This window comes from Microbacterium testaceum, assembly GCF_001476285.1.
Lineage (GTDB): Bacteria > Actinomycetota > Actinomycetes > Actinomycetales > Microbacteriaceae > Microbacterium > Microbacterium testaceum_B.
Genome location: NZ_LDRU01000031.1, coordinates 15,277 through 41,025, shown reverse-complemented (window position 1 = coordinate 41,025; position 25,749 = coordinate 15,277). Strand labels below are relative to the sequence as shown.

At 69.9% G+C, this 25,749-nt stretch carries 21 protein-coding genes; 17 read left to right on the top strand and 4 right to left on the bottom strand.

The window, feature by feature from the left end:
• The first annotated feature begins 7 nt into the window (after positions 1–7).
• Both NS283_RS19395 and NS283_RS06280 read left to right on the top strand, forming a co-directional pair.
• Complete coding sequence (locus NS283_RS19395; RefSeq protein WP_346338350.1) at positions 8–2,551, top strand: nucleotide-binding protein; 2,544 nt, start codon at positions 8–10, stop codon at positions 2,549–2,551.
• Positions 2,548–3,039, top strand: a complete 492-nt coding sequence (locus NS283_RS06280; RefSeq protein ID WP_058596025.1) for a peptide deformylase — start codon at positions 2,548–2,550, stop codon at positions 3,037–3,039. Before NS283_RS19395 ends, NS283_RS06280 begins: the two co-directional genes overlap by 4 nt.
• Before the next feature lie 109 nt (positions 3,040–3,148).
• On the opposite strand, the gene NS283_RS06275 is transcribed toward NS283_RS06280, so the two are convergent.
• Positions 3,149–4,975 (bottom strand): AMP-dependent synthetase/ligase, encoded by a 1,827-nt coding sequence (locus NS283_RS06275; protein ID WP_058596024.1) that lies wholly within the window; start codon positions 4,973–4,975, stop codon positions 3,149–3,151.
• A gap of 155 nt (positions 4,976–5,130) precedes the next feature.
• On the opposite strand from NS283_RS06275, the gene NS283_RS06270 reads away from it, so the two are divergent.
• Genes NS283_RS06270 through NS283_RS06260 form a run of 3 tightly spaced genes read left to right on the top strand, consistent with a single transcriptional unit; the run spans position 5,131 to position 8,129 of the window.
• The gene (locus NS283_RS06270) at positions 5,131–6,066 is read left to right on the top strand and encodes an ROK family glucokinase (RefSeq protein WP_058596023.1); all 936 of its coding nucleotides are present in this window, start codon (positions 5,131–5,133) and stop codon (positions 6,064–6,066) included.
• 2 nt (positions 6,067–6,068) lie between these two features.
• Entirely contained in the window at positions 6,069–6,782 is a 714-nt protein-coding gene (locus NS283_RS06265; protein WP_058596022.1) for a lysophospholipid acyltransferase family protein, read from the top strand.
• A gap of 9 nt (positions 6,783–6,791) precedes the next feature.
• The gene (locus NS283_RS06260; protein ID WP_058596021.1) at positions 6,792–8,129 is read left to right on the top strand and encodes a class II 3-deoxy-7-phosphoheptulonate synthase; all 1,338 of its coding nucleotides are present in this window, start codon (positions 6,792–6,794) and stop codon (positions 8,127–8,129) included.
• 191 nt (positions 8,130–8,320) lie between these two features.
• Here the strand turns inward: NS283_RS06260 and pknB are convergent, their stop codons facing one another.
• Together pknB and NS283_RS06250 are read right to left on the bottom strand one after the other, a co-directional pair.
• A complete protein-coding gene (gene pknB, locus NS283_RS06255; RefSeq protein WP_058596020.1) occupies positions 8,321–10,270 on the bottom strand; it encodes a Stk1 family PASTA domain-containing Ser/Thr kinase in 1,950 nt (649 codons plus the stop codon).
• A 54-nt stretch (positions 10,271–10,324) separates the two neighbouring features.
• Positions 10,325–11,314 (bottom strand): LysM peptidoglycan-binding domain-containing protein, encoded by a 990-nt coding sequence (locus NS283_RS06250; RefSeq protein ID WP_058596019.1) that lies wholly within the window; start codon positions 11,312–11,314, stop codon positions 10,325–10,327.
• A 159-nt stretch (positions 11,315–11,473) separates the two neighbouring features.
• Here NS283_RS06250 and NS283_RS06245 point away from each other — a divergent pair, with 159 nt between their 5' ends.
• Positions 11,474–11,818: an Rv2175c family DNA-binding protein gene (locus tag NS283_RS06245; protein ID WP_058596018.1), complete on the top strand. Its 345-nt coding sequence runs from the start codon at positions 11,474–11,476 to the stop codon at positions 11,816–11,818.
• A gap of 63 nt (positions 11,819–11,881) precedes the next feature.
• Here the strand turns inward: NS283_RS06245 and NS283_RS06240 are convergent, their stop codons facing one another.
• Positions 11,882–12,973, bottom strand: a complete 1,092-nt coding sequence (locus NS283_RS06240) for a polyprenyl synthetase family protein (RefSeq protein WP_058596017.1) — start codon at positions 12,971–12,973, stop codon at positions 11,882–11,884.
• 64 nt (positions 12,974–13,037) lie between these two features.
• Between NS283_RS06240 and NS283_RS06235 the strand changes: the two genes are divergently transcribed.
• From NS283_RS06235 to murC, 11 genes are all read left to right on the top strand, one after another.
• Positions 13,038–13,421: a DUF3040 domain-containing protein gene (locus NS283_RS06235; RefSeq protein ID WP_058596016.1), complete on the top strand. Its 384-nt coding sequence runs from the start codon at positions 13,038–13,040 to the stop codon at positions 13,419–13,421.
• A 526-nt stretch (positions 13,422–13,947) separates the two neighbouring features.
• Positions 13,948–14,379 carry a division/cell wall cluster transcriptional repressor MraZ gene (gene mraZ, locus NS283_RS06230; RefSeq protein ID WP_058596015.1) on the top strand — a complete coding sequence of 144 codons (432 nt, stop codon included), beginning with the start codon at positions 13,948–13,950 and terminating at the stop codon, positions 14,377–14,379.
• Positions 14,380–14,476: 97 nt separating this feature from the next.
• Positions 14,477–15,430, top strand: coding sequence for a 16S rRNA (cytosine(1402)-N(4))-methyltransferase RsmH (gene rsmH / locus NS283_RS06225; RefSeq protein ID WP_058596014.1), 954 nt, complete (start codon positions 14,477–14,479; stop codon positions 15,428–15,430).
• Positions 15,427–16,062 (top strand): hypothetical protein, encoded by a 636-nt coding sequence (locus tag NS283_RS06220; protein ID WP_058596013.1) that lies wholly within the window; start codon positions 15,427–15,429, stop codon positions 16,060–16,062. The genes rsmH and NS283_RS06220 overlap by 4 nt, the downstream gene beginning before the upstream one ends.
• A gap of 4 nt (positions 16,063–16,066) precedes the next feature.
• Complete coding sequence (locus NS283_RS06215; RefSeq protein ID WP_058596012.1) at positions 16,067–17,863, top strand: peptidoglycan D,D-transpeptidase FtsI family protein; 1,797 nt, start codon at positions 16,067–16,069, stop codon at positions 17,861–17,863.
• Positions 17,864–17,927: 64 nt separating this feature from the next.
• On the top strand, positions 17,928–19,340 hold the full coding sequence (locus tag NS283_RS06210; RefSeq protein WP_058596011.1) for a UDP-N-acetylmuramoyl-tripeptide--D-alanyl-D-alanine ligase: 1,413 nt from the start codon (positions 17,928–17,930) through the stop codon (positions 19,338–19,340).
• Entirely contained in the window at positions 19,337–20,443 is a 1,107-nt protein-coding gene (mraY, locus tag NS283_RS06205; protein ID WP_058596010.1) for a phospho-N-acetylmuramoyl-pentapeptide-transferase, read from the top strand. Before NS283_RS06210 ends, mraY begins: the two co-directional genes overlap by 4 nt.
• Positions 20,440–21,954, top strand: a complete 1,515-nt coding sequence (gene murD, locus NS283_RS06200) for a UDP-N-acetylmuramoyl-L-alanine--D-glutamate ligase (RefSeq protein WP_058596009.1) — start codon at positions 20,440–20,442, stop codon at positions 21,952–21,954. The genes mraY and murD overlap by 4 nt, the downstream gene beginning before the upstream one ends.
• 5 nt (positions 21,955–21,959) lie before the next feature.
• Positions 21,960–23,198, top strand: a complete 1,239-nt coding sequence (ftsW, locus tag NS283_RS06195; RefSeq protein ID WP_058596008.1) for a putative lipid II flippase FtsW — start codon at positions 21,960–21,962, stop codon at positions 23,196–23,198.
• Positions 23,199–23,215: 17 nt separating this feature from the next.
• Entirely contained in the window at positions 23,216–24,289 is a 1,074-nt protein-coding gene (locus NS283_RS06190) for a UDP-N-acetylglucosamine--N-acetylmuramyl-(pentapeptide) pyrophosphoryl-undecaprenol N-acetylglucosamine transferase (protein ID WP_058596007.1), read from the top strand.
• Between the two features lie 52 nt (positions 24,290–24,341).
• On the top strand, positions 24,342–25,748 hold the full coding sequence (gene murC, locus NS283_RS06185; protein WP_058596006.1) for a UDP-N-acetylmuramate--L-alanine ligase: 1,407 nt from the start codon (positions 24,342–24,344) through the stop codon (positions 25,746–25,748).
• Position 25,749 lies beyond the last annotated feature (1 nt).

Sequence of the window (25,749 nt, the reverse complement as noted above, 5' to 3'; positions counted from 1 at the left end):
GACTGCAGTGACCCCCGACCGCACCGACGCGAACCCCGACGAGAACGCCGAGCACGGCGTGCTCGACGAGAGCGGGAATCTCGACACAGCCAGCATCACCATCCTCGGAGGACACATCGCGCAGGTCAGTGTCGACCTGCCCGTGACCTCCCACGATGACGACATCGACGACGACGTGGTCGAAGATGAGGTGCCGGTCGACGAAGCCGAGATCCGGATGTTCGAGAACATCGGCTCCCCGTTCACCCTCGACAGCGGGGCCGAGGCGCCCGCTCTCACCCACGTTCCCGAGCCGCAGGTCGACCCGCCGTTGTCCGCGCACGACGACCCGCACGTGGAGCACCTCCCGACCGGCGACATCATCCTCGAACCCCACGACGAGGTGGATGCCGAGAACGAGGGCGACCTCGAGGTGCACGACGCCGAGATCGTCGGGGAGGTGCCGACGGACGAGCCCGGCGAGTCCGTCGCGTCCGCCCCGCACGACGAGGTGTTCGTTCCGGCGTTCGACGATGAGCGCGTTGAACCGCAGGTGATCCTGTCGACCGACGAGTTCGATCCGGCGCCCGACCCGCAGCAGCTCGTGCTGTCGACCGACGTCTTCGAGGCGGAGGACGCGGGATCTCAGCCCGAGGGGGAGTTCGCCCCGGAGGGCGCCGCCGCCGATGACCTCGCCTCGGACGACCTGTCCGTCGCTGACCTCGCCGTCGAGGATGCCACTGTCGAAGATCTTGCCGATGATCTCGCCGGTGATCTCGACGCCGAGGACGCCTCCGAGGAGGAGTTCGTCGCGCGGGAGCTCGCGGAGCAGGAGCTGGCCGAGTCGGAGGCTCCGGAGGCGGAGAACTCCGGCAGCACGGAGACAGGTCACGCGGAGACCGCTGACTCCGTGCCCGCGGAGCGCGAGCCGGCGGGGGTGGAGCTCGCGGAGGCGGAGTCCATCGAGGCCGCTCAGGCTGATGGCTCCCACGCCGAGGACGAGGACGACCTTGAGCCCGAGCACCTCGAGCCCGAGCCCGAGCACCTCGAGCCCGAGCACTCGGATCTCGATCAGGTCGAGCCGGAGCAGCGTGCGCGCGAGCACGCCGACGCGGAGGTCGTCGATGTCGAGCCCGCGGGAGATGAGTTCGGGAACGGCGAGTTCGAGCCCGCCGAGTCCGAGCCCGACGAACCCGCCACGGATGCGCCCGAACGGAATGAGGTCGACGTGAGCGAGTCCGACGCGAGCCCCACCGAGACGAACGCGGCCCCGAAGGCCGATGCGGCGCAAGCGGTCGCGGCCGGCTCCCCGGAGCCCGACGATCTCGACGCCGAGCAGGCTTCCGTTGCTGCCCCGAGCGCGGAGACCACGCCCGCCGCGGCTCCGGCCACCGGCGCGATCCCCACGACCGGCGCGGTCCCGACCACGACCGGCTCCGTCCCCCGCACCCGCGCGGAGCGCGCCGCGACGGGAGCGATCGGCACCGTGCCCCTGACGCGCCGTGAGATCCACCAGGCGGGCGAAGCAGCCCGCGTCGATCGCGCGCACGCGGCCGAGCGCGTCCGGACCCCGGGCTCCGACTTGACGCTCGCGTCGAAGCGGCTGAGCTCCATCGACGACGCACGCGAGAGCCCCGATCTGCTCACCGCCGACCGTCTGCTCGACCCGCGCCAGGTCGCCCGGCCCGAGCCCGAAGGGCTGTGGCAGCAACTCGTGTACTCGGTGTCCGGTCACCGCATCAACCTCGGTGACGGCCGCCGCGCCCGCCAGCGCAAAGAGCTCGACCGTCGCATCGCCGCGCCCCTCGCCGGAGGTGCCCGTTTCGTGCCGGTCCTCTCCCGCAAGGGCGGCGTGGGCAAGACCACGGTCACCTCGCTCCTGGGGATGGCCCTCGCCGATGCACGCGACGACCGCGTCATCGCCGTCGATGCGAACCCCGATCGCGGAACGCTCGCGGATCGCGTGGGCCGGCCGAACGGCCGCACGGTGCGCGATCTCGTGCGCGCGCACGACGAGGTCGACGGCTACCACGACGTGTCGTCGATCGTGGCGCGGGATGCCACGCGCCTCGACGTCCTGGCATCCGATTCCGATCCCCGTGTGTCCGAGGCCTTCAGCGACGACGACTACCGTCAGGTCGCCGACGTCGCCGCGCACTACTACTCGATCGTGCTGACCGACACCGGCACGGGCATCGTCCACTCGGTGATGGAGGCGACGCTCGAGCGCGCGGACTCCCTCGTGGTCGTGGCGGGACTCTCGGTCGACGAGGCGCGGCTGGCGTCCGAGACCCTGACGTGGCTCGAGACCAACGGCTACGCGGACCGTGTGCGCTCGGCCATCGTCGTCCTGAACTCCGCGCGACCCGGCACGCCGCTCGTGCGCGAGAGCGAGCTCGAAGCGCACTTCCGCACGCGCGTGCAGACGGTGATCCGGATGCCGTACGACCCCCGGATCGCGGCCGGCAGCGCCATCTCGTTCCGCGATCTTCAGCCCGAGACCCGTCTGGCGGCCCGCGAACTGGCCGCGGCCGTCGTCGAGGGTCTGCGCGCCCCGGTGGCGGCAGCATGACCGTTCGGCCCATCCGCCTGTTCGGCGACCCGGTCCTGCGCGCGCCCAGTGCGACGATCGAGACGATCGACGACGGCATCCATGCGCTCGTCCGCGACCTCCTCGACACCGTCGAGCCTCCCGGGCGCGCCGGAGTCGCCGCCCCGCAGATCGGTGTGGGGCTGCGCGCGTTCAGCTACAACATCGACGGCGACATCGGTTACGTGCTGAATCCCGTGCTTGTCGAGACCCGCGGCGAGCCGCAGCTCGTGGGGGAGGGGTGCCTCTCCGTCCCTGGGCTCTGGCACGAGGCGACGCGCTACCCGTGGGCGAAGGTCGTCGGCATCGATCTCGACGGCAACGAGGTCGTGCTCGAGGGCGAGGGCTTGCTCGCGCAGGCGCTCCAGCACGAGACCGACCACCTCGACGGCATGCTGTACCTCTCGCGTCTCCCGGCCGAGACGCGGCGTGAGGCCATGCGCCAGATCCGCGAGAGCGACTGGTTCTGACGCGCGCCCATCACGGGAGCCGGATGCGCGTCGAGGCGCGTCCACTCCCGGCGGATGACACGGAAACGGCCCGGTTCCTCGTGAGGAGCCGGGCCGCTTCCCGTTCGCGTCAGGGCAGCGAGACGTTGGTGGTGTTGATCGGCACCGCGTAGATGTCCTCGATGGCGTCGGCGTAGTCCTTCACGATGACATTGCGCTTGATGCTCATCTTCGGCGTGAGATGCCCGCTGGCCTCGGTCCACTCGGTGGGCAGGATCGTGAACTTGCGGATCGACTCCGCGCGCGAGACGCGCGTGTTCGCACGGTCGATCGCGCCCTGCACCTCGGCGCGCACCTTCTCGTTGGTCGCCGCGTCCGCGAGTGACATGTCGGCCGGCAGCCCGTTGTTCGCGAGCCACGTGGGCAGCATCTCGGGGTCGAGCGTCACGAGGGCCGAGATGAACGGCTTGTGGTCGCCGACCACGACGACCTGACCGACGATCGGGTTGGCGCGGATGGGGTCCTCGAGGGCCGCGGGGGCGACGTTCTTGCCCCCGGCGGTGACGATGATCTCCTTCTTTCGCCCGGTGATGGCGAGGAAGCCGTCACCGTCGAACGCGCCGATGTCGCCCGTCTTGAACCATTCGCCGTCGAACGCCTCGGCCGTGGCTTCGGGGTTCTGCCAGTACTCGCGGAACACGTTCACCCCGCGCACCTGGATCTCGCCGTCGTCGGCGAGACGGATGCCGACACCAGGGAGGACGGGCCCGACGGTGCCGATCTTCGACTTGGTGGCGAGGTTGACGGTCGCCGGCGCCGTCGTCTCGGTGAGGCCGTAGCCCTCGAGGATCACCACGCCGAGGCTGCGGAAGAAGTGGCCGAGGCGCGGACCCAGGGGAGCGGACCCCGAGACGGCGTACACGACGCGTCCGCCCATGGCATCCCGGAGCTTCGAATAGACGAGCTTGTCGAACAGGGCGAACTTGATCTTCAGCAGCAGCGGGATGGGCTTGCCGTCCTGTAGACGCTGCGAGTGCTCGATCGCCGCGTCGGCGGCGGCGCGGAAGATCTTGCCCTTGCCGCCGGCCTCGGCCTTCTGCTCGGCGGAGTTGTAGACCTTCTCGAACACGCGGGGCACGGCCAGAAGGAACGTCGGCTTGAACGACCCGAGCGCGGGGAGCAATTGCTTGGTGTCGGGCTGATGCCCGGTCTTGACCCCCGCGTGCACGTTCAGCAGCGAGATGAAGCGGGCGAACACGTGCGCCGTCGTGATGAACAGCAGGGTCGAGGCGCCGGGCGTCTCGACGACTTCGTGCAGGGCCTTCGCCGAGTTGCGAGCGAGCTCGACGAAGTTGCTGTGCACGAGGACGCAGCCCTTGGGCCGGCCGGTCGATCCCGAGGTGTAGATCAGGGTCGCTACATCGGAAGCCTTGGCGAGGTGGCGGCGCCGCTCGATCTCTTCATCGGTGATGTGGGTGCCGTTCGCCACCAGGGCGTCGAGGGCTCCCGTGTGCATCTCCCAGACCTCGCGGACCAGGGGGAGATCGCTGCGCACCTCGTCGAGCCGCGCGGCGTGCTCGGGCGACTCCACGACGACGGCGATCGCTCCCGAGTCCGAGACGATCCACGAGATCTGCGACGGCGAGCTCGTCTCGTAGACCGGCACCATGATCGCTCCGGCGTAGAACAGCGCGAAGTCGACGAGTGTCCAGTCATATGTGGTGCGCGCGATGAACGCCACCTTCTCGCCGGGCTGGATTCCCGCCGCGACGAACCCCTTGGCCAGCGCGATCACCTGCCGCTCGAACTCGGCGGCGGTGATGTCGCGCCACCCCTGCGCATCGGGGACGGCGAACAGCGGCCGGTCGGGGGTCGCCCGGACACGGTCGGCCAGCAGGTCGGACGCGTTGGCATCCGGGTCTGCTTCGACGACGGGGGGAAGGTCGAACTGGATCACGGCAACTCCTTCGGTACCGGAAAAATGTCGATCGGTGCATCGAGTCTATCCGGACGACATCACCGCTCCGTGGCGGACGCCCCGTCCGGCAGGCGTCCCCCGGGGTGGCTAGACTTCTCCGGGCCGCGCCGGGTGGCAGGCCGGAGGGGAGCACGGTGCAGAACGTCGGCATCGACATCGGAGGCACGAAGATCGCGGGCGGCGTCGTCGCCGAAGACGGCACGATCGTCGAGAAGCTCCGCGTGGACACCCCCATCGATCCCGCCGCGTTGGTGGATGCCGTCGTCGACATGGCCGATCACCTGCGCCGGACCCACGAGATCCACGCGATCGGTGTCGCGGCTGCCGGTTTCATCAGCTCGGACCGCAGCACCGTCATCTACGCCCCGAACATCGACTGGCGCAACGAACCGCTGCGCGCCCGTCTCGAGGATCGCCTGCACGCCCCCGTCACCATCGAGAACGACGCCAATGCGGCCGGCTGGGGCGAGTATCGCTTCGGGGCCGGTCGCGGCGTCCGCGACATGGTCATGCTGACCATGGGCACCGGCGTCGGCGGCGCTGTCGTCACCGACGGCGAACTGTTCCGCGGCGGTCACGGCATCGGTGCCGAGCTCGGTCACATGCGCTTCATTCGCGGCGGTCACCCGTGCGGATGCGGACAGAACGGATGCCTCGAGCAGTACGCGTCCGGCCGCGCCCTGCAGCGCGAAGCGAACGCCATCGCCGACGAGGGCGGTGTCGGCGCTGCCCTGGCCGCCGTGCGCGACGAGAAGGGGGCGATCCCCGGTACCGCCATCTCGCGATTGGTGCTCGCGGGCGACCCCGGGGCGCTCGAAGCCCTGCGCCGCGTCGCCACCGCGCTCGGCGAGGCCTGCGGAGGATTCCAGGCCGTGCTCGATCCGGAACTGTTCGTGATCGGCGGCGGCGTGGCGCAGCTCGGGGAAGATCTTCTCGCACCCGTGAAGCTCGCGTACGAGACCTCGCTCCCGGGGTACGGTGAACGTCCGGTGGCCGAGTTCACGATCGCGCGACTGGGCAATGACGCCGGTCTCATCGGCGTCGCAGACCTGGCGGGCAAGGAGCGCTGACGATGTTCTACTGGCTCATGAAGTACGTCGTGATCGGACCGGTCATCAAGGCCGTGTTCCGTCCGTGGCTCGTGGGTCGGCGGAACATCCCGCGCGAGGGCGCGGCGATCCTGGCGAGCAACCACCTGTCGTTCTCCGACTCGATCTTCCTGCCCCTGATGATCGACCGGCGGATGGCATTCCTGGCCAAGAGCGACTACTTCACGGGCAAGGGGCTGAAGGGCTGGGCCACGCGCCTGTTCTTCACGGCCACCGGCCAACTGCCGATCGATCGTTCCGGGGGCAAGGCGTCTGAGGCGTCGCTGAACACGGGCCTCGGGGTCCTCGGTCGCGGGGAGCTCCTGGGCATCTATCCCGAGGGCACGCGCAGCCCCGACGGCACGCTCTACCGTGGCCGTACGGGCATCGCACGCATGGCGCTCGAAGCGCGGGTCCCGGTCATCCCGGTGGTCATGGTCGACACCGGTGCGGTCATGCCGATCGGCCAGCGACTGCCCCGCGTGGGACGCGTGGGCATCATCATCGGAGAGCCCCTCGACTTCTCTCGATTCGACGGCATGGAGGGTGACCGCTACATCCTGCGGTCCGTCACCGACGAGATCATGGTGGCCCTTCAGCGCCTCGGCGAGCAGCGTTACGAGGACGTCTACGCCTCGACGGTGAAGGACCGTCTGGCCACTGCCCGGGCGGCGAAGGCGCCCGCGTCGCGCCACTAGACTTCAGGGGTGAATCAGCAGCTCCACGACCTCGACCACTGGCGGACCTTGCCCATCAAGCAGCAGCCGCAGTGGTATGACGAGGGCGCGGTGGCCGCGGCATCCGCAGAATTGGCGACCCTCCCGCCGCTGGTCTTCGCCGGCGAGGTCGACATCCTGCGCGATCGTCTCGCTCGTGCCGCCGCCGGTCAGGCCTTCCTTCTGCAGGGCGGTGACTGCGCCGAGACGTTCGCCGGCGCGACCGCCGAGCAGATCCGCAACCGCATCAAGACGGTTCTCCAGATGGCCGTCGTGTTGACCTATGGCGCGTCGATGCCCGTGGTGAAGATGGGTCGCATGGCGGGCCAGTTCGCGAAGCCCCGTTCGAGCGACGTCGAGACCCGCGGGGGAGTCACGCTCCCCGCCTACCGCGGCGACATCGTCAACGGGTACGACTTCACCGAGGAGTCGCGCAAGGCCGATCCCGCCCGCCTCCTCAAGGGCTACCACACGGCCGCGTCGACGCTGAACCTCATCCGCGCCTTCACGCAGGGTGGCTTCGCCGACCTGCGCGAGGTGCACAGCTGGAACAAGGGCTTCGCCTCGACCCCCGCCAATCAGGCGTACGAGAGCATGGCGACCGAGATCGACCGGGCGATCAAGTTCATGGAGGCGGCCGGCGCCGACTTCGACGAGCTGACGCGCGTCGAGTTCTACACCGGCCACGAGGGTCTGCTCATGGACTACGAGCGCCCCATGACCCGCATCGACTCGCGCACCGGCCTGCCCTACAACACCTCGTCGCACTTCCAGTGGATCGGTGAGCGCACCCGCGAGCTCGACGGCGCGCACGTCGACTACTTCTCGAAAATCCGCAACCCCATCGGCGTGAAGCTCGGACCCACCACGACGGCCGAGACGGCGCTCGCGCTGATCGACAAGCTCGACCCCGAGCGCGAGCCCGGTCGCCTGACGTTCATCACGCGCATGGGCGCCGGCAAGATCCGCGACGCGCTGCCCCCGCTGCTCGAGGCCGTCCGCGACTCGGGCGCCACGCCGCTCTGGGTCACCGACCCGATGCACGGCAACGGCATCACGACGCCCACCGGGTACAAGACGCGTCGCTTCGACGACGTCGTCGACGAGGTGCGCGGCTTCTTCGAGGCCCACCGCGCCGTGGGAACCCATCCCGGCGGCATCCACGTCGAGCTCACCGGCGACGACGTCACCGAGTGCCTGGGCGGGTCGGAGCAGATCGACGAGGCCACCCTCGCGACGCGCTACGAGAGCCTGTGCGACCCCCGTCTGAACCACCGTCAGAGCCTCGAGCTCGCGTTCCTCGTGGCCGAGGAGCTCGAGAAGCGCTGAGGCCGTTCGCCCGTCCGACGCCCCCGATCCGTTGCGGTCGGGGGCGTCGTGGTTCGCGGGCGGGTCCTTTCGACAGGCTCGGGGACCTGCGACGGGCTCAGGGACCGTCAGCGGTCTCCGGGACTCCGGACACCCGCGCGGCGCGCGGTGGCTGAGCTCGTCGAAGCCATGCCCCGACCCGTGAAGCCGTCCTACAGGGTCGGCGTCAACGTCACCGTGCTGCCCTGCGGCGCGGTCGTGCCCGCCTTAGGGTTGCTCGAGCGCACCTTGTAGATGTCCCAGTACTTGAATCCCAGCGGGAGCGTGCCGTCGTCGATGCCGGCATTCACCTCGAAGCCGAGGTTCTCGAGCGTCGAGACCGCCTCGCGGATCGTCATACCGACGATGTTCTCGGGGATCATGACGGGCTTCGGCCCGATCGAGACGCGGAGAGTGACGATGTCGCCGGGGCGCCAGTTACCGCCTCCGTCGCGATCGCCGATCGCGATCACGGTGCCCGAGGCGACGGAGTTGCTGTACTCCTCGCTCGTCGTGGTCTTCAGGCCGACCGACTGGAGCTTGCTCTCGGCGTCGGCGGTCTTGAGGCCCGCGACGTCCGGGACCGGTCCGAGCGATGTCGTCAGCGACGCGGCGTCGCCCTCGTAGATCGTGCAGCCCCCGGTGCAGTCGATCGCGTCGCCGCCGGAGCGGGGAGTGATGGATGCCGAGAGCACGGTGTCTGGTCCCGCGTCGGTGAACTCTTGCGCGACGCTCGTCACACCCACGTAGACGCTCTCCAGGATCCCCTGGACCTCGTCGAGGCTCTTGCCCTGCAGCTCGGGGATCTGGTGAATGGCGGGTCCGGCCGAGACGAAGACCGTGACGACCGTGTCCTTGTCGAGGCGCGACCCCGCCGTCGGGTCGGAGCCGACCGTCGTCCCCGCCGGGATCTCCCGGTCGTTGACGTCCTGGGACTGCGCGAGCAACTGGTTCTGCGCGAGGAGGGCCTCGGCATCCGCATAGCTCCGTTGAGAGACGTCGGGCACCTCGACGAGTGAGCCGGGCCCCGAGCCGAAGTACCACCCGGCGGTCGCGGACCCGCCCGCGAGAACGAGGACGAGCAGCAGCAACCAGATGCCCCGGGCGGTCCGCCGGCGCGTCTTCGCGCGCAACCGGGTCGCGTTGTCGGCGTCCTCGGGCGGCGCGTCGGGGATCGTGGCGGTCTGGGGGAGCACCTTCGTCAGCTCGCGCGACTCGGCCGCCGTGGCCGGGCCGACCGTTCCCACCGAAACGGCGCGCGCCACCTGGGGGGCGAGGCCGAGTTCTTTCTCGACCTCCCGCAGGCGTTGGAGCATCACGCCCGCGTCGACGGGACGATCGTCGGGCTCGCGTTCGGTCGACCAGAGCACGAGCTCGTCGAGCTGCTCGGGGACGGCGGGGTTCTTTGCGCTCGGACGCGGGACCGAGTCGGTCGCGTGCTGGTAGGCGATCTGCATCGGCTGCTCGCCCTTGTAGGGCTGCTCGCCGGCGAGCATCTCGTACAGCATGATGCCGAGCGAGTAGATGTCGCTGCGGGCGTCGGCGGTGCCGCGCGTCACCAGCTCGGGCGCGAGGTACGCGATCGTCCCCATCAGCTGCGCACCGCTCGCGGTGTTGGCGGTGGTCGCACGGGCGAGGCCGAAGTCGCCGATCTTGATGCGCCCGTCCTCGGCCAGGAGCACGTTCTCGGGCTTGACGTCGCGGTGGACGATCCCGGCGCGGTGCGCGGCCGCGAGGCCCGACAGGATGGCATCCATGATCGTCAGCGTCTGATCGACCGTCAGGCGTTTGTGCTCGCGCAGGAGCTCGCGCAAAGTGATGCCGGGCAGGTACTCCATGACCAGGTAGGCCATCTCGCCGTCCTGCCCCTGGTCGAACACGTTCACCACGTGCGGGTCGCTCAGTCTCGCGGCAGAGCGGGCCTCTTGGATGAACCGGCTCTGGAAGACGGTGTCGTCGCTGAGGTGCCCGTGCATGACCTTCAGCGCCACGCGGCGTTCGAGCCGGAGGTCGGTCGCCACGTACACGGTCGCCATGCCGCCGCGCGCAATGCGCGCGCGAACCCGGTACCGACCGTCGACGAGACGGCCGATCAGCGGGTCGGCCTGCTGACTCGTGCTCACGTGTCGAGTCTACGGAGCGCCCCCTGGGAGCCCGGGGAGCGGCTCACCCCTACCTCAGCCCAGAACGGCGAGCCAGGTGGTCGCGGGCTGCTCCCATTGGGCGTATCGGTCGGGGTAGGCCGAGATCTGCACCGCCTGCGCGGCGTCGGCGTACGGCAGACCCTCCCAGCCGGGGATGTCGAGGAGCCCGCGCGTGTCGGAGCCGTTCGGGTCTGCCGGTCCGCCGTAGAAAACGCGGATGGATCTCTCCCGATCGAGGATCTGTTCGGGCGTGCCCCAGCCCGTGCTCGGGCGCTGCTGGAACAGCCCGAGGGAATCGCGATCGCCCCAGTCGAGGTTTCGCAGCCACGACTCCTGCATCGCTGTGCCGAGGGCGATCAGGATGCCACGGTCGGACACGCCGAGCTCGCGCCCGATGCGGATGATGAGCCGGGCATTCTCGGACTGTTCCGCATCGAGACCGGGCGCGAGCACCGGACCCACGGATGCCGGACCGGGTGCGGTCGCGGAGGGGATTTGCAGCACTTCTCCGGGGTAGATGATCGAGTCGCGAGTGAGCCCGTTGGCGGACAGGACGGCATCGGTCGAGACTCCGTGCGCGGACGCGATCGCCGAGACGGTGTCGCCGGCGGTCACTTCGTACGTGACCTGGACGGGCTCAGGCGCGGGAGCGGCGGGTGGGGGCGCGGCGGGTTGAGATACGGCGACGCCGAGCGCGAGCACCTGGCCGGGGCGGATGACGCTGTCGGCGGCCAGACCGTTGGCCGCTTGGAGGGCCGCGACGTCGAGGCCGTACCGCTGCGCGATGTCCCAGACGGTGTCTCCGGGTTCGACGGTGTGCGTCGCGGGCGTGCTCGTGGCGACGGCGAGCACCGGGATCTGTCCGAGGGGTGCGGGAGCCGGGGGGAGCGCCGCGAGAGGCGCCGGCGGTGCCGCGTGGGCTGTGCCCTCGCCGGTGAGGGCGAGGGCGATCGTGCCGACGACCGCTGCGGGCCAGATCACGGTGGCGCGCGCGGGCAGCGTGGGGGAGGGGAGTCGTCGCATGGTGGGGGATTCCGTTCTTCCGACTGCTCAAAACGCTCGCACGGCCTGGGAAGGATGTCAACGCGTGAGGTCGGTGTGACGGATGTGACGAAGACGGTGCCGGATGACGGAGGGGATGACGGATGGTCGCCGTGCCGTCGCCGATGAGAGGATGGGGCCGTGAGCGATACACCCCGTTACGAAACCGCGTGGCTGACCATCCCCGATCTCGTCGAGGTGCTGGGCGAGTCGCACGGACGCGTCCGTCGTCTGCTCGACGAGCACTACCTCGTCGGTTCGCGTCGCGACGGCGTGCTGCGCATCCCCTCGGTCTTCGTCGTCGACGGCCGTCCCCTGCCGGCGCTGCGGGGGACGATCATCGTCCTGCACGATGCCGGTTTCGACGAGGACGAGACCATCGACTGGCTGCTCACGCCCGAAGACACCATCGGCGTCGCCCCGATCGAAGCGCTCCTGGCGGGGCGTAAGAGCGAGGTGCGACGGGTCGCAGCGACCCTCGCCTGATTCCGCCCGCCGCCGGGCTTCCGCCCGCCCCCGGGCTTCCGCCCACCGCCGATCGGCGGCGGGTCAGGACGAGCGCTGCGTGGCGGCGCGGGCGAGGTCGCGCAGCTCGCCGACCGCGGCGTCGCCGAGCCGGGCGCCGGCCAGGGCCCGGTCTGCGCGCCGTGAGTAGTCGGCGATCAGTTCCTCGGTGCGGGCGAGCGCGCCCGTGTCGACGATCGTGTTCTGCAGGGCGCTGATCTGCGCCGCATCCAGCTCGGCATCGCCGAGAAGCTCGTCGACGGTGCGCCGGGCCGGCGCGGGCAGTGCCTCGCGGGCGAAAGCGACGAGCACAGTCCGCTTCCCCTCTCGGAGGTCGTCCCCGACGGGCTTGCCCGTCACGGCCGTGTCGCCGAAGACCCCGAGCACGTCGTCGCGCAGCTGGAAAGCCATTCCGACGTCGTGCCCGAAGCGCCCGAGCGCATCGAGCTGCTCGTCGTCCGCTCCGGCGAAGGCGGCGCCGATCTCGAGCGGCTTCTGGATGCTGTACCGCGCCGACTTGTAGGACGCCACGCGCAGCGCGCGTTCGGCGTGCTCCTCGTCGGGATACACGGCGTACGCCGACTCCTCCGCGACGTCGAGGAACTGACCGATCGTGACGTCGCGGCGCATGTCCGCGTAGAACCGTCGCGTCGCCGCCGCCGTGGACTGATCGGCGAGGGCCTCCTCGAGCAGGTCGTCGCTCCACGCCACCAGCAGGTCGCCGAGCAGCACCGCTCCCGAGCGTCCGAACATCGCGGCGTCGCCGGTCCATCCCGCCGCCGCATGCGCGGCTTCGAGCGCGCGGTGCGCTGCGGGCTGTCCGCGCCGCGTGTCGGAGTTGTCGATGATGTCGTCGTGGACGAGCGCCGCCGCCTGGAAGATCTCGAGGGCCGCCGCGACCGAGACCGCCGCGGGGGTGAGGCTCGTGTCGCGCGCCCCCGACGACTCGATGACGGCGCGCCAGCCGGTGAGGCAGAACCGTGCCCTCAGGCGCTTGCCGCCGCGCAGCGATGCGGCGCCGGCGCGGCTCATCGTTTCCGCCTCCGGCCCCAGCGAGGAGGCGTACGATAGCTGGTCAGAAAGGAACTTGTCGAGTCGCTGGGAAACAGCTTCGATCGGTTCCGGGGAGGTCACCACGGGCCTAGCCTAGTGATCCACGCCCCGCGTAGAATCGTCCGTACTTAGCAACAGAGGGGGATGCATGCCACTCTCCGAACAGGAGCAGCGTCTGCTAGACGAGATGGAGCGCCATCTCATGAGTCACGACGCCGATGTCGTCACTGCCCCCGGACGCGCCCTCAGTTACCGCAACATCGTCTACGGGTCCATCCTCGTGCTGGCCGGCCTCGGTGCTCTCGTCGCGGGCGTCTCGATCGGTTTCAATACGGGGTTCCTCGGTATCGCGATCGGTGTCCTCGGGTTCATCCTCATGGTCAGCGGGGTCGTCCTCGCGGTCACGCCGATGAAGGGCTCCCACCGCGCGGCCTCAGCGTCTCCCTCCGCGACCCGCGCCCCGCGCGCATCCGGCGCCTCCTTCATGGATCGCATGAACGATCGGTGGGACCGCCGCAACGAGGAGCGCTAAGCCCTTCCGTCCTCGATAAGCACCGGCTCTTCGGAGCCGGTGCTTTTTCGTGCGCCCGGCAGGTTTCGTGCGCCCTGCAGGTTCTGCCGGCTGCGGTCCTGGCATCCGCCCATAAACGCTGTTCGCTCGCATAAACGCGATCTCCTCGTGTTTCTGTGCGCGAACAGCGTTTATGCGTCGCGAGGAGCGCGGCCCGACGCCTCCCGCGGCCCCGCGGCGTCACTGCCGCGAGTGATCGGCGACGTTGCGCCGCGATCGCCCCGGCCGGCGTCACGGGCTTCCGTCTCCACGCGCCGCGCCGCTGTCGCGGCATCCCTCCCTTTTCCTCCACCCGCGTCGTCGAATCGCGGCCGCGCGGGCGGCTTCCGCGCCGTTCCGCGGTTGCACGCGCCCTGCGCGCGTGGCGAGCGGACTGTACACGAGGGGGAGTTCGCCCAGAAGAGGGCGCGAATCGATAGCCAAGTGGAGGGCAGTGGAGTAAAGTGGGGGAAACTTCGCAGGCCGGACGAAGGGGGTGGACACCCGAATGCTGCTCGGTACGCACACCCCCAAGCTCGACGACAAGGGCCGGGTCATCCTGCCGGCGAAGTTCCGTGACGATCTCGGCGCCGGAGTGGTGATCACCCGGGGGCAGGACCGCTGCCTCTACGTGTTCAGCACCGAGGAGTTCGAGCGCGTGCACGAGCGGATCCGCGAGGCTCCGCTGAGCAACAAGCAGGCCCGCGACTTCCTGCGCATGTTCCTCTCGGGGGCCAGCGCCGAGAAGCCCGACAGCCAGAACCGCATCACCGTGCCCCCGGCTCTCCGCGCCTATGCCGGCCTCGGTCGCGAACTGGTCGTCACGGGCGTCGGCGCCCACGCCGAGATCTGGGACGCCGAGGCGTGGAACTCCTACGCCGAGAGCAACGAAGAGACGTACGCCGAGATGGAGCAGGAGGTGATCCCGGGACTCTTCTGATCCTCGGCTGTGACTCCCAGCCGCATGCCCTGACGCACTTCCCCGGCGCCAGGTCGATGCGGATGGGGATCAGAGCCGAGGAGACCCCCGACATCTCATGGACATCCGCGACATCCACACCCCCGTCCTCCTCGATCGGTGCGCCGAGCTGCTGGCTCCGGCCCTCCAGCGACCGGATGCCGTCTTCGTCGACGGCACGCTGGGCATGGGCGGGCACTCCGAGGCGTTCCTCGAGCGTTTCCCGACCGCGCGCCTCATCGGCCTGGACCGCGACACGGACGCCCTGCGCATCGCGGGGGAGCGTCTGGCGCGCTTCGGCGACCGCGTCACCCTCGTCCACACCGTGTACGACGGGATCGCGGAGGCCGTGGCATCCGCGGGTGTCGACAAGGTCGACGGCATCCTGTTCGACCTCGGCGTGTCCTCGCTCCAGCTCGACGAGGCCTCGCGCGGCTTCGCCTACGCGCAGGACGCCCCGCTCGACATGCGCATGGACCAGACGACGGGCGTCACGGCGGCCGAGGTGCTCGCGACCTACGGCGAGGGCGATCTGCGCCGGATCTTCGAGCGCTACGGCGAAGAGAAGCTCGCCGGACGCTACGCGCGCGCCATCATCGCCGCGCGCGCGAATGCCCCGCTCGAGCGGTCGGGTCAGCTGGTCGACGTGCTGCAGGCGGCCACGCCCGCCGCCGTTCTGCGCGAGCGCCACCCGGCCAAGCGCGTCTTCCAGGCCCTGCGCATCGAGGTCAACGCCGAGCTGTCGGTGCTCGAGCGCACCATCCCCGCCGCCCTGAAGGTGCTGGGCGTGGGCGGGCGCATCGTCGTGCTGTCATACCAGTCGCTCGAGGACCGGCTGGTCAAGCGCGTGTTCGCCGAGGCCACGGCATCCACGGCTCCCCGTGGTCTTCCGGTCGAGCTTCCCGAGCACGCGCCCAAGTTCCGCCTCCTCGTGCGCGGAGCCGAACTCGCCAGTGACGAAGAACGCGCGGCCAACCCCCGCGCCACCCCCGTGCGTCTGCGTGCGGCCGAGCGAATCCAGGAGGACGCATGAGCGCACCCCAGGCCATCGATCTGCGGGCTGTCCACACCGGACTCGAGCCGGAGTTCCCGACGCCGATCCGCGAGCCCCGTCGCCTGCAGGCCGTTCCCGCGCCGGCGCGTCGCCGCGCGCCGCGTCGTGCCTTCGGCGTCATCGCCGTCGCCGGGGCGGTACTCATCGCGCTCGTGCAGATGGGGCTGTCGATCCTCACCACGCAGAGCTCCTTCGAGATCGCCTCGCTCACGCAGCAGCAGCGCGACCTGACCTACCAGAAGCAGATCCTCAACGACGACGTGGCCGGTCTCAGCTCGCCGCAGTACCTCGCGGCGAACGCGGCCGCCCTCGGAATGGTCATAGACGAGTCGCCGACCTACCTCCGTCTCAGCGACGGCGCCGTGATCGGGTCGGGGAAGCCCGCCGAGAACGTGTCGTCCGTCGACGCGCTCGGCCGCGGGTCGGTGCGCAACGCCCTCATCTCGGGCGTTCCGCTCGCCACCAAGCCGCAGACTCCGGCGGAGCCGGCCGCGAACGCGCCCGCCGAGGCGACGCCCGGCGCGGCGACCCCCGATCAGACGGCTCCGCCCGCTGGTTCTGCGACACCCCCGCCGATCAGCGACGGTCTGCCGACGCCCGCGACACGATAAGCACATGACGACTTCCCTCACCCGTTCTCCGCGGCGACGCACGGTGATCGCCCTGGGCGTCGTCCTGGTGGTGCTGATCGCCTTCGTCGTCCGTCTCGTCGACATCCAGGTCGTGAACGCCCGCGAACACGTGGACGACTCGCTGGCCATGGGCATGCAGGACTCGCGCACGATCTACGGCTCCCGCGGATCGATCGTCGATGAGAACGGCGTGACCCTCGCGGCGAGCGTGAATCGCTACGACGTCGACATCGACCCCAAGCTCGCGGCCCAGGGACTGACCGACCGCGACGACTCCGGGAACGTCGAGGTCACCCAGACCTGGAGCCAGATCGCGGCGCAGATCGCGGGGATCACGGGTCAGGACCCGGCCGACGTCGAGAAGATCGTGACCGACGCTGTCGCGGCGAACCCCGACTCCCGCTGGGCGAATGTGGCGAAACGAGTCTCGACCGAGCAGTACCGCGCTCTCGCGGCGCTGGGTCTGCCGTTCCTCAGCTTCCCGCCGCAGGCGGGGCGCATCTACCCCGACGGCGCCGTCGCCGGAAACCTCGTCGGCTTCGTCGGCAGCGACGGCGAACCGCTCGCGGGGCTCGAATCCGCGGACAACGCGTGCCTCGCCTCGCAGAACGGCAAGGTCGTCTTCCAGCAGGGCCGTGACGGCAACGTGCTGCCCGGGACCGAGGTCGAGACCGAGCCGGCCGTCGACGGCGGAACCCTCAAGCTCACGATCGACCGCGACCTGCAGTGGTACCTCAGCCAGCTGATCGCCGAGCAGGTGCAGAACACCGGCTCGCTGCGCGGCACGATCACGGTTGTCGAGGCCAAGACCGGCAAGATCCGCGCCCTCGCCGAGTACCCGACGGTCGACCCCAACGACCCGACGTCGACGCCGGCGGACGACCGCGGGAGTGCGGCCTTCGGCAACCCGAACGAACCCGGATCGACGATGAAGGCGATCACCGCGGCCATCGGCCTGGACTCGGGCGCTTTCACCGCGGACACGACGGTCACCGCGTCCGGAAGCGAGACGCTCCCCGGTGATGCGCGCGTGTCCGACTCGTTCTCGCACGGCGCGAACAACTACACGCTGACGGGCGTCCTCATCGACTCGTCGAACGTCGGCATCTCGAAGTTCGGCGAGATGATCCCGCTCGACACCCGCGTCTCGTACCTCGAGAAGTTCGGGCTCACCCAGCAGACGGGGGTCGACTTCCCAGGCGAGTCGTCCGGCATCATGCGCGACCCCTCGCAGTGGGACAAGCAGACCTTCTACAACACGACGTTCGGCCAGGGCATCTCCGTGACGGTGCCGCAGCTCGCGGGCGCCTACCAGACGATCGCGAACGGGGGCGTGCGGATGCCGCTCTCTCTCGTCGAGGGCTGCACCGCCGCCGACGGTACGGTCACCGACGTCCCCGACGCGCAGGGCACGCGCGTGGTCTCCGAGGCCGCCGCGCGGCAGGTCTCGCTCATGCTCGAGAACGTCGCCACGCAGGGCACGCTCGCCAAGCAGGTCGAGATCCCCGGCTACCGTGTCGCGATCAAGACGGGTACCGGTGAGAAGACCGACCCGCAGACCGGCGCCTACAAGGGCGACGCGTACTTCACCACGATGATCGGTTTCGCCCCCGCGGACGACCCCCAGTACGTCGTCGAGGTCAACCTGGACGAGCCGCGGACGGTAAAATCGTCCGCGGCAACCGCCCCCGCGTTCCAGAAGGCCCTCACGCAGGTTCTCAAGACCTATCGCGTGATCCCGTCCGGAACCACGACCCCCGAACTGCCCAAGTTCGGCTGAGACGCCGCCGACGCCGGTCTCGTCTCGGTAACGAATGCGACACGGAAAGGGCGTTCGCACAGCAATGATCTCCACGAGCCTCTCCCATCTCGCCGACGCCGTCGGTGGGCGTCTCGTCCTCCGCGCGGGCGACACTCCCGACACCCTCGTCGCGGGTCTCGTCGACACCGACTCGCGTCTCATCGAGCCGGGCGACATCTTCGTCGCCAAACCCGGCGAGACCACCGACGGGCACCTCTTCGTCGGCACCGCGGTCGAGCGCGGGGCGGTCCTCGCGATCGTCGAGCGGGAGGTCGACGACGAGGTGACCCAGATCGTCGTCCCGGATGCCGTGGCCGCGCTGTCCGACCTCGCCCGCGACGTGGTGGCCCGGGTTCGGCGGAACGGCGATCTGCGCATCATCGGGATCACCGGCTCGAACGGCAAGACCACGACGAAGAACCTCCTCGCCCGCATCCTGAGCGACGAGGGCGAGACCGTGTCGCCGCGCGCGTCGTTCAACAACGAGGTCGGCGCGCCACTCACGATGCTCCGCGTGACCGAGAAGACCCGCTACCTCGTGAGCGAGTTCGGTGCCAGCGCGCCGGGAGCCATCGCGCACCTGGCCGGTCTCGTCACCCCCGACGTCGGCGTCGTCCTCATGGTGGGTATGGCGCACGCGGGCGGATTCGGCGGGATCGAGTCCACCTTCCACGCCAAGAGCGAGCTCGTGCACGCCACGCGAGAGGGCGGGCTCGCCGTGCTCAACGCCGACGATCCGCGCGTCGCCGCCATGGAGCCGTTCGCGCGCGACCGCGGACAGGACGTCCGCTGGTTCGGCCGGGGGGAGCGCGCGGCCGTCCGCGCCGTCGACGTCGAGGTCTCGGCATCCGGGACCCGCGCCGATCTGATCGTCGACGGAGAGCCGCACACCCTCACCCTGCGCGTGCTCGGAGAGCACCACGTCATGAACGCCCTCGCCGCGCTGACGACCGCCACCGCGCTCGGCGTGCCCGCTGCCGACGCGATCGCGCGCCTCGAGACCGTCGAGATCGCCGAGCGCTGGCGCATGCAGCCGCTGGGCTCCGACCGCGTCCGCATCATCAACGACGCCTACAACGCCAGCCCCGACTCGATGGCTGCGGCGCTTCGCACCCTCGCGCAGATCACCGGCCCCGGGGAGCGGACGGTCGCCGTCCTGGGCGCGATGAGCGAGCTGGGGGAGTACGCCGATGAAGAGCACGACCGCGTCGGCCTGCTGGCGGTGCGCCTTCGCATCCAACGCATCGTCGTGATCGGGCCCGAGGCGCGGCGCATGTACCTCGAGGCGATCGCCCAGGGATCGTGGGACGGCGAGGCGGTCTTCTTCGCCGATGCCGACGCCGCGTACGACTACCTGTCCACCGAACTCCGTGACGGTGACCGGGTGCTCGTGAAGTCGTCGAACTCCGCCGGCCTGCGCTTCCTCGGCGACCGTCTGGGAGAGTTGTTCGCGTGAGATCACTACTGACATCGGCGGGGATCTCGCTGGCCTTCACCCTGTTCCTCACGCCGGTCTTCCTGCGATGGTTCCGGCGGTGGGGCTGGGGCCAGGTCATCCGTACCCCCGAGAACGTGCACAACCCCTCTCACGGGGCCAAGCGCGGAACGCCCACGATGGGCGGCACGATCTTCATCCTGGGCACGATCATCGGGTACTTCATCGGCTCCTACGCCGGAAACAACCCTCCGACGATCTCCGGACTCCTGGTCCTGTGGCTCATGCTCGGCTTCGGCGTCGTGGGCTTCATCGACGACTACATGAAGGTGCGCCTGCAGAACAGCCTCGGACTGTCGGGGTGGCGCAAGATCGCGGGCCAGGTCATCGTGACGGTACCGTTCGCCGTCGTCGCGCTGAACTTCCCCAACGCCTTCGGTCAGACGCCGGCGTCGGGGTACATCTCGATCTTCCGCGACATCCAGGTCCTGTCGCTGTTCGCGCTCGGCCCGATCGTCGGGTGGCTGCTGTACCTCGCGTGGATCTCGCTCATCGGCACCGCGGCATCCAATTCGGTCAACGTCGCCGACGGACTCGACGGGCTCGCCGCGGGCTCCGGCATCTTCGTGATCGGCGCCTACAGCCTGATGGCGTTCTGGCAGAACAAGCAGATGTGCGCGGACGTCCTCGATCCCACGGTGCAGGCCGGATGCTATGCGGTGCGCGATCCGTTCGATCTGGCCATCGTGTCGGCGTCGTTCGTCGGCGCGCTCGTCGGGTTCCTCTGGTGGAACGCCCCGAAGGCCAAGGTCTTCATGGGCGACTGCGGATCGATGGCCATCGGCGGCGTGGTCGCGGCCATGGCGATCCTCACCCGCACCGAACTGCTGCTGATCCTCATCGCCGGCGTGTACGTGATCGCCTCCGGGTCCGTCATCCTGCAGCGCGCGTACTTCAAGATCACGCGGGGTAAACGTCTGTTCCTCATGAGCCCTCTGCACCACCACCTCGAGATGAGGGGATGGCCCGAGGTGACCATCGTCGTGCGCATGTGGATCATCGCGGGTCTGCTCGCGGTGTCCGGCGTCGGCTTCTTCTACGTCGAATGGCTCTCCCGCGTATGAGCGATCTCTCCACCCTCACGAGCTGGTACGCCGATTGGAAGGGCCTGCGCGTCGCGGTGCTCGGTCTGTCGGTCACCGGGTTCTCCGCCGCCGACACGCTCGCCGAGCTCGGCGCCGAGGTTTTCGTCGTCACTGAGAAGGCCGACGAGGAGTACGCGCGCCTGCTGCCCGTGATCGGGGCGCGGCTCCACGTCGGACCGCTCGCGGAACCGCCGGCCGAACTGGTCGACTTCGCGCCCGAGGTCGTGCTCGCGTCCCCGGGATTCCCCCCGTCGCACCCCGTCATCCGGTGGGCGATCGAGAACGCCGTCCCGCTCTGGGGAGACGTCGAGCTCGCGTGGCGGGTGCGCGACAAGGTCGTGCGTCCCGACGGCTCGCCGGCCGACTGGATCCTCATCACCGGCACGAACGGCAAGACCACCACGACGCGCCTCACCGCGGAGATGCTCGTCGCGGGCAGACTGCGCGCCGCCCCGGTGGGCAACATCGGGACCCCCGTGCTCGACGCCGTCCGCGACCCGAACGGCTTCGACGCCCTCGTCGTCGAACTGTCGAGCCACCAGCTCTGGTACCTCAACCGGCAGACCGGGCCCGAGGCTCTGTCCCCGCATGCCGCGGTCTGCCTCAACCTCGCCGACGACCACCTCGAATGGCACGGCAGCGCCGAGGCCTATCGTGACGCGAAGGCGGGGGTCTACGCCCGGACGCGCGTGGCGTGCGTCTACAACAAGGCCGACGTCGCCACGCGCGAGATGGTCGAGGACGCCGAGGTCGAGGAGGGGGCTCGAGCGATCGGCTTCGACCTGGGAGTGCCCGGGCCGAGCGACTTCGGTGTGGTCGACGGCATCCTGGTCGATCGGGCGTTTCTCGAGGAGCGTGCCACGTCCGCCCTCGAGCTGACGACGGTGGCCGACCTGGCCGAGGTCGGGCTCGCCGCGCCGCACGTGGTGGCGAACATCCTCGCCGCGAGCGCCCTCGCTCGCTCGCTCGGCGTGTCACCGGCCGACATCCACGACGCTCTCGAGCGCTTCCGCCTCGACCCGCATCGCATCCAGGTCGTCGCCGCGCACGCGGGTGTCACGTGGGTCGACGACTCCAAGGCGACCAACCCGCACGCGGCGGCGTCGTCGCTCGCCGCGTACCCCGGCGCGGTGTGGATCGTGGGCGGCCTGCTGAAGGGCGTCGACCTCACCGATCTCGTCCGTTCGCGCGGTGTTCGCGCCCGAGCGGCGATCGTCATCGGCACGGAGCGGACGGCCGTCGTGACGGCGTTCGAGCGACACGCCCCCGAGGTGCCGGTTTTCGAGGTCGACCACACCGAGACTGAGGACGTCATGACACGCGTCGTCGAACTGGCGGCGGGCGTCGCCCAGGACGGGGACACCGTGCTCCTCGCCCCGGCGGCGGCGTCCTTCGATCAGTTCGCGTCGTACTCCGACCGCGGTGAGCGATTCGCCGACGCGGTGCGGGCATGGCTCGCGAACGAAGACGGAACGACCCGACAGCTCTGAGGGGGATGCGAGTGACCACGACGGCCCCGCCGCCCCGGCAGACACCCGACGAGCCCTCCACCCCCGGCCTCGCCGCACGGGTCTCCCTGGGCCGAGCTTTCCGCCCGGTCTCGACCGAGTTCCTGCTGATCACCTCGGCTGCCCTCCTGCTCACGGGTTTCGGGCTCGTGATGGTGCTGTCGGCGACCTCGGCTCTCGACGGCGGACAGAACCCCTTCGATCACGTCCTGAAACAGGGCGTCTTCGCCGTGGTCGGCATCCCGCTGATGTTCGCCCTGAGCCGCGCACCGATGGCGTTCTGGAAGAAGATCGCCTGGCCGGTCCTGATCTTCGCGACGCTGTTCCAGCTCCTCGTCTACGTGCCCGGCCTCGGCATCGAGTCGTACGGAAACCGCAACTGGGTGCAGATCGCCGGGTTCCAGTTCCAGCCCGCCGAGTTCCTGAAGCTCGCGCTCGCCCTGTGGATGGGCGCGGTGCTCTACCGCAAACGCCGTCTGCTGACCGCGTGGAAGCACGTGTTCATCCCCGTCGTGCCGGTGGCCGTCCTCGTCATCGGGACCGTGCTGGGGGGAAAAGACCTCGGCACGGTGATGATCCTCGTCCTCGTGGTGCTCGGCGCCCTGTTCTTCGCCGGGATCAAGCTCCGCATGTTCATCGTTCCCGCGGTGCTGTCGGTGGGGGTGGTCCTCGCCTCGGCGGTCGGCAGCGAGAACCGCATGGCGCGTATCACGAGCCTGTTCAATCCCGACGACGCCTCCTGCTACTACACCTCCTGCTACCAGTCCCTGCACGGGGTCTGGGGTCTCGCGAGCGGAGGGCTCTTGGGGCTCGGTCTCGGCAACTCGAAAGAGAAGTACGACTGGCTGCCGGCGGCCGCGAACGACTACATCTTCGCGATCATCGGTGAAGAGCTCGGTTTGATCGGATGCCTCGTGGTCCTGCTGCTGTTCGCGCTGTTCGCGGTCGGTGCGTTCCACATCATCCGTCGCACCGATGACACCTTCGTGCGGATCGTCGCCGGCGCGATCACCCTCTGGATCGTCGGGCAGGCGCTCGTGAACATCGGCGTCGTCCTGCGCATCTTCCCGGTGCTCGGCGTCCCGCTGCCGTTCATGTCGCAGGGCGGCACGTCGCTTCTGTCGGTGCTCATAGCGTGCGGTGTCCTGCTGTCGTGCGCGCGGACGTTGCCCGACCGCCGCTCCGAGACGCCCGCGGCCACCGCGCGCGCAGCCCGACGCCGCTGACGTTTAGGCTCGAACGAGTGACGACCACTCTTCTGGCCGGCGGCGGCACCGCCGGGCACGTGAACCCCCTGCTCGCCGTCGCGGACGGTCTGCGCGCTCGCGACGCCTCCGACGAGGTCCTCGTCCTCGGGACGCGCGAGGGCCTCGAGGCTCGTCTCGTGCCGTTGCGCGGCTACGAGCTCCTGTTCGTCGACAAGGTTCCCTTCCCTCGGCGTCCGAACGCCGCCGCGGCGCGCTTTCCCGGTCGGTTCCTCCGTGCCGTCGCCGAGGTCCGGCGGATGATCCGCGAGCGCCGGGTCGACGTGGTCGTGGGCTTCGGGGGATACGCCGCCGCCCCCGCGTACGTGGCGGCGCGCCGTGAGCGTGTTCCCTTCGTCGTCCACGAGGCCAACGCCAAGCCGGGGCTCGCGAACGTCCTGGGCGCCCGCGGCGCCTCCGGGGTGGGGGTGGCGTTCGAGGGCACGCCCCTGCGCGGTTCGCGGGTCGTCGGTATGCCGTTGCGGCGCGAGATCGTCGACCTCGACGCTCACGCTCTCCGCGACGAGGCGGCTCGTCATTTCGATCTGGATGCCACCCGCCCCACGCTCCTCGTCTTCGGCGGCTCGCTCGGGGCGCTGCGCCTGAACACGGCGTTCGGCGGAGCCTGGCGCGACGTGCTCGACGCGGGCTGGCAGCTCCTGCACGTGACGGGGCAGAACTCCGACCTGCCCGACCCCGGTGCCGCGGGGTACGCGGTCGTCCGCTACGTCGATCGGATGGACCTGGCCTTCGCCCTCGCGGACTTCATCGTCTCGCGCTCGGGTGCCGCGACCGTCAGCGAGATCAGCGCGCTGGGCATTCCGGCGGTGTACGTGCCGTACGCCGTGGGCAACGGCGAGCAGAGCTTGAACGCCGCCGCAGCCGTGCGTGCGGGGGCGGCTCGCCTGATCCCCGACGTCGAGTTCACCCCCGATCGCATCCGTTCCGAGATCGTGCCGCTGCTGCGCGACGACGCGGCACGCGACGCCATGCGCATCGCAGCCGCCCGCGCCGGTACTCGCGCCGGCACCGAGAACGTCATCGCGATGATCGACGAGGCCCTGAGGCGCTGACGGGCGCGCCGGGGCTCGCACGCAGGATCCGCGACGTAAACTCGCAGACGCCATGATCAGACCCGACCTGAGCCTCCCCATCCCCGAGACCATCACCTCCGCGCACTTCATCGGCGTCGGCGGTTCGGGCATGTCCGGGCTCGCCCGCATGTTCCTCGACCGCGGCATCCGGGTCTCCGGTTCCGACCGCGCCGACAGCGCCGCGCTGCGGGATCTCGCCGCTCGCGGCGCGACCGTGTACGTCGGTCACGATGCCGCGCACCTGGGAGACGCCGACACGGTCGTGCACACGGGTGCCATCTGGCCCGAGAACCCCGAGTTCGTCACCGCCAAGGAGCGCGGGCTGCACGTCATCCACCGCTCGCAGGCGCTGCACTGGCTCATCGGCGGCCGCCGCCTCGTCTCGGTCGCCGGCGCGCACGGCAAGACGACCTCGACCGGCATGATCGTCACGGCGCTGCGCGCGCTCGAGGTCGACCCCACCTTCGTCAACGGCGGCGTGATCGCCGACCTCGGTGCCTCGAGCGGCACGGGCTCCGACGACCTCGTCGTCATCGAGGCGGACGAGTCCGACGGCACCTTCGAGCTCTACGACACCGCCGTCGCACTCATCACGAACGTCGACCCCGATCACCTCGACCACTACGGCTCGCGCGACGCGTTCGACGCCGCGTTCGCCCGATTCGCGGATGCCGCGAGCGAAGCCGTCGTGATCTCCTCCGACGACGCGGGCGCCCGCGCCGTGCGGGAGCGCATCACGCACGCGAACGTCGTGACCTTCGGCGAGGACTCGGCCGCCGACGTCCGGCTGAGCGGCATCCGGACCGACGGTCCCGTCGCCTTCACGCTGACCGCCGACGGCGAGAGCGTCGACGTGCAGCTGCGGGTCCCGGGGGCGCACAACGCCGTCAACGCGGCCGGTGCCGTCGCGGTCCTGCGCGTGCTCGGGCACTCGCTCGCCGATGCCGCCCGCGCGGTCGAGGGCTTCGGCGGGACGGTCCGACGCTTCGAGCTGCACGGCGTCGCGCAGGGCGTCAGCGTGTACGACGACTACGCGCACCACCCCACGGAGGTCGCCGCAGCTCTCTCGGCCGCACGTACGGTCGTCGGTGAGGGACGCATCATCGCGATCCAGCAGCCGCACACGTATTCGCGCACGCAGGAGATGTACCGCGAATTCGCGGAGGTCCTCGAGACCCACGCCGACCACACGGTCATGCTCGACGTCTACGGCGCGCGTGAGGATCCGGTGCCCGGAGTCACCGGCGAGCTCGTCAGCGGGGCGTTCGCCGATCCCGAGCACGTGCACTACGTCCCCGACTGGCAGGCGGCCGCCGACTACACGGCCCGCATCGCCCGGCCCGGAGATTACGTCATCACCCTGGGCTGCGGGAACGTGTACCAGATCATCCCGCAGGTGCTCGAGGCGCTCTCGCGCACCGAGGCCGCGGCGGTCTGAG

What these genes read in the sequence shown, in the direction of transcription:
- NS283_RS06220 (WP_058596013.1), top strand. Translation starts at nt 15,427, where the DNA reads ATGAGCGCACCCCAGGCCATCGATCTGCGGGCTGTCCACACCGGACTC.
- NS283_RS06250 (WP_058596019.1), bottom strand. Translation starts at nt 11,314, where the DNA reads ATGCGACGACTCCCCTCCCCCACGCTGCCCGCGCGCGCCACCGTGATC.
- NS283_RS06210 (WP_058596011.1), top strand. Translation starts at nt 17,928, where the DNA reads ATGATCTCCACGAGCCTCTCCCATCTCGCCGACGCCGTCGGTGGGCGT.
- NS283_RS06235 (WP_058596016.1), top strand. Translation starts at nt 13,038, where the DNA reads ATGCCACTCTCCGAACAGGAGCAGCGTCTGCTAGACGAGATGGAGCGC.
- murD (WP_058596009.1), top strand. Translation starts at nt 20,440, where the DNA reads ATGAGCGATCTCTCCACCCTCACGAGCTGGTACGCCGATTGGAAGGGC.
- murC (WP_058596006.1), top strand. Translation starts at nt 24,342, where the DNA reads ATGATCAGACCCGACCTGAGCCTCCCCATCCCCGAGACCATCACCTCC.
- ftsW (WP_058596008.1), top strand. Translation starts at nt 21,960, where the DNA reads ATGCGAGTGACCACGACGGCCCCGCCGCCCCGGCAGACACCCGACGAG.
- rsmH (WP_058596014.1), top strand. Translation starts at nt 14,477, where the DNA reads ATGGACATCCGCGACATCCACACCCCCGTCCTCCTCGATCGGTGCGCC.
- NS283_RS06265 (WP_058596022.1), top strand. Translation starts at nt 6,069, where the DNA reads ATGTTCTACTGGCTCATGAAGTACGTCGTGATCGGACCGGTCATCAAG.
- NS283_RS06280 (WP_058596025.1), top strand. Translation starts at nt 2,548, where the DNA reads ATGACCGTTCGGCCCATCCGCCTGTTCGGCGACCCGGTCCTGCGCGCG.
- mraZ (WP_058596015.1), top strand. Translation starts at nt 13,948, where the DNA reads ATGCTGCTCGGTACGCACACCCCCAAGCTCGACGACAAGGGCCGGGTC.
- NS283_RS06215 (WP_058596012.1), top strand. Translation starts at nt 16,067, where the DNA reads ATGACGACTTCCCTCACCCGTTCTCCGCGGCGACGCACGGTGATCGCC.